Origin of the sequence: Curtobacterium sp. B18, from assembly GCF_000333375.1 — a bacterium.
Taxonomy (GTDB): Bacteria; Actinomycetota; Actinomycetes; order Actinomycetales; family Microbacteriaceae; genus Curtobacterium.
Map to the genome: position 1 here is coordinate 1 of NZ_BACZ01000506.1, position 3,109 is coordinate 3,109.

Here is a 3,109-nt window from a genome sequence, read left to right on the forward strand (position 1 = left end):
ACCATTTCTGCTCACGATCCGGAGAGCACGGCCCAGGCGGCAGCCGGGAGGCGCAGGGTTCCGTCCCCGACGTCGGCTCCGCCCGCCTCCACGCGCGTCGCGCCCGCTGTGGGCAGGTCGACGGGATCGGGCGACAGGTTCAGGGCGGTCACCACCGCCCGCTCCGAGGTCGCGGTGCGCAGCACGACCGCCGTGTTCGTGAGGTGGACGACGTCGGTGTGCGCCCGGTGCAGCCAGGGCTCGCGGCGACGGAGGGCGATGAGCGCCTCGTACGCGTGCGTGAGCTCCACGGGCTCGAGCGGACCGGCCGGGAACTCCGGGCGGACGGCGTCGTCCCCGCCGACGCGCTCCTCCTTCACCCCCGTCCAGCCGTACTCGTCACCGGCCCAGACGCTCGGGGTCCCGGCGACCGTGAAGAGGACGGCGGCGGCGTGCCCGGCGAACCGCTCCCCCACGGCGCTCGCGATGCGCGTCACGTCGTGGTTGCCGACGAACGTGCTCGGCGCCTGCGCGGCCAGCAGTGCGTCGTGCCGTTCGACGGCGTGCGCGAGCTCGAAGCAGTTCCGGTCGGCGATGCCGTGCCAGATGCCCTGCCAGAGCTCGTACTGCGTGGTGGAGTCGACCGTCGAGGCACGGACGAACGCAGCCGTGTCGCCGTGGATGACCTCGCCCGTGAACCAGGCGTCCGGGAAGCGCTCCCGGACGCGCGGCAGCACCCGGGCCCAGAACGCCGTCGGCACGGCGTAGGCCGCGTCGAGTCGCCAGCCGTCCACGCCCCGTGCGAGCCAGTGCGTCATCACCTCGACGACGAGGTCCTCGGTGGCGCGGCTGCCGTGGTCGAGCGCGACCAGGATGTCGTGCCCCTCGAACAGTCCCACCGGCACGTCGTCTCCGGGCGACCAGCCGGCCCAGTCGATCGCGAACAGATCCGTCGTCGGTGCGTCCGGGCCCTGCTCCTCGAGCGCACGGAAGGCCGGGTGCTCCCGGCCCACGTGGTTGAACACCCCGTCGAGGAGCACCCGCACGCCGCGCGCGTGCGCCGACGCCACCAGACGGTCGAAGTCCTCGTCGTCGCCGAGCCGCGGGTCGATCCGGAAGTGGTCGACCGTGTCGTACCCGTGCGTCGAGCTCCTGAAGACCGGACCGAGCAGCAGTCCGTTCAGCCCGAGGTCCACGACGTGGTCGAGCCAGGCCTCGATCCGCTCGAGGCGTTGCTCGACGGGCCGGTCCGCGACGGCGGTGTCCGGACGGACCTCGGCGCCCACGAACCCGAGCGGGTAGACGTGCCACCACATCACGTGTTCGACCCAGGCGGGTTCGTGCGGGCGGGCGGCATCGGGAACGGGGTTCACCGACCCGATGCTGCCAGCCGTGCCTGGGCTGGGTGCGCAACCGGACAGCGGGGAGAGGATGGGCGCATGGGACGCGCGATCAGGACCGAGGCGGACGCGACGGCGAACGCGGCCGAGCACGCCGAACGCACCTGCGCGTCGTGCGGGCGTCGGATGCCCGCGTCCGCGGCTCCGGACGCGAAGTACTGCTCGGCCGCGTGCCGGAAGCACGGCGTCGACGCGACAGACCGGGCGCTCGAACAGCGGATCGACGAGCTGCTCGCAGCGCGCTCCCGGTCGTCCAGCATCTGCCCGTCGGATGCCGCTCGGGCACTCGACCCGGACGGTTGGCGCGACCTGATGGAACCGGCGAGACGTGCCGCCCGCCGCATGGTCGCGCGCGGCGAGGTCGAGATCACGCAGCACGGCAGCGTGGTCGATCCGTCCACGGCGAAGGGCCCGATCCGGATCCGACGCCCCCGGTAGGGAACACCTGTCGGGCGTGGGCGTTGCACCCGGGGATGACACTCGACACCGCACCGACCGACACCGCACCGACCGACGTCCGTCCCGAGGCCCTCGTCGTGGGCGCCAGCGGCATCACCGGCTCCGCACTGGTGGACCACCTGCTCGGCCTCGGCTGGGCCGTCACCGCGCTCTCCCGGCGCCCGCTCCCCCGCGACGGGGTCCGGACCGTGGCCGCCGACCTGCGCGACCCGGACTCGCTCCGCACCGCCCTCGCCGGCGAGCGCCCGACGCACGTGTTCTTCACCGCCTGGCAGCGCCAGGAGACCGAGGCCGAGAACATCCGCGTGAACGGCGGCATGGTCCGAGACCTGCTCGCCGCACTCGACCACGCGCCGCTCGCGCACGTCGCCCTCGTCACCGGGTTGAAGCACTACCTCGGTCCGTTCGAGGCGTACGCGGCGGGCGAGATGCCGGAAACGCCCTTCCACGAGGAGGAGCCGCGGCTCGACACCCCGAACTTCTACTACGCGCAGGAGGACGAGCTCTTCGCGGCCGCCGAGCGACAGGGCTTCACGTGGTCGGTGCACCGCTCGCACACGGTCATCGGACACGCGGTCGGCAACGCCATGAACATGGGGCTGACCATCGCCGTGCAGGCGACCCTGGCGAAGGAGCTCGACCTCGACTTCGTCTTCCCCGGCAGCGCTGAGCAGTGGAACGGCCTGACCGACATGACGGACGCCGGCCTCCTCGCGGAGCACATGGTGTGGGCGTCGACGACCCCGGCGGGAGCCGACCAGCTCGGCGAAGGCGCGCTCGGTCCGCCGGAACGCGGTGAAGCCGGCGTCGCGGCTCTTGCCCATGTCCGTCACGACCTCCATCGCGCGACCGAGGTCGGCGTCGGTGTGCCACCACGAGGCGAGGCGGGTGATGTCCGGCTCGGCGAGACCGTGGCGCTCGGCGATCCCGGCCCACGCGGACTCGTACGGGGCCATCTGCGCTTCGAGTGGGCGGGGCTCGCCCTCGAAGCCGACCACGCGGGCCGGGTCGACGCCGAGGTGCGCCGCGAGCCGGGGCCACATCCAGCGCCATGTGCATGCGTCTGTCTATCACCGTCAGCGCCGCTCGCAGCGTCTCAGTAGCCGATCGGCTATTGAGACGGGCTTTCGCTTCTCGCGTTCCTAGCCGGACCCTTTCGAGCAGGTGGCTTCTGCTGCTGTCTGGCCGGGGATCGCCGAGGGGAGCGCAGTGGACGTTGGTGGAGTGCTCGGGGTGACGCTTGTGAGCCCGTCTGGCGGGGATGAGGGTGC

3 protein-coding genes are annotated in these 3,109 nt (G+C 72.5%); 2 read left to right on the forward strand and 1 reads right to left on the reverse strand.

All coding sequences use genetic code 11. The annotated features are described in order from the left end of the window. Window positions 1–11: 11 nt before the first annotated feature. On the reverse strand, window positions 12–1,295 hold the full coding sequence (locus tag I5E_RS13315; RefSeq protein ID WP_031262699.1) for an alpha-amylase family glycosyl hydrolase: 1,284 nt from the start codon (window positions 1,293–1,295) through the stop codon (window positions 12–14). A gap of 123 nt (window positions 1,296–1,418) precedes the next feature. Here I5E_RS13315 and I5E_RS13320 point away from each other — a divergent pair, with 123 nt between their 5' ends. Continuing rightward, the gene (locus I5E_RS13320; protein WP_022907424.1) at window positions 1,419–1,817 is read left to right on the forward strand and encodes a DUF3253 domain-containing protein; all 399 of its coding nucleotides are present in this window, start codon (window positions 1,419–1,421) and stop codon (window positions 1,815–1,817) included. 35 nt (window positions 1,818–1,852) lie between these two features. After that, window positions 1,853–2,941, forward strand: a complete 1,089-nt coding sequence (locus tag I5E_RS13325) for an SDR family oxidoreductase (RefSeq protein ID WP_022907425.1) — start codon at window positions 1,853–1,855, stop codon at window positions 2,939–2,941. The last annotated feature ends 168 nt before the right edge of the window (window positions 2,942–3,109 follow it).

Excerpts from the sequence above, each read along its gene's own strand:
- I5E_RS13320 (WP_022907424.1), top strand. The coding sequence starts at position 1,419 with ATGGGACGCGCGATCAGGACCGAGGCGGACGCGACGGCGAACGCGGCC.
- I5E_RS13325 (WP_022907425.1), top strand. The coding sequence starts at position 1,853 with ATGACACTCGACACCGCACCGACCGACACCGCACCGACCGACGTCCGT.
- I5E_RS13315 (WP_031262699.1), bottom strand. The coding sequence starts at position 1,295 with ATGTGGTGGCACGTCTACCCGCTCGGGTTCGTGGGCGCCGAGGTCCGT.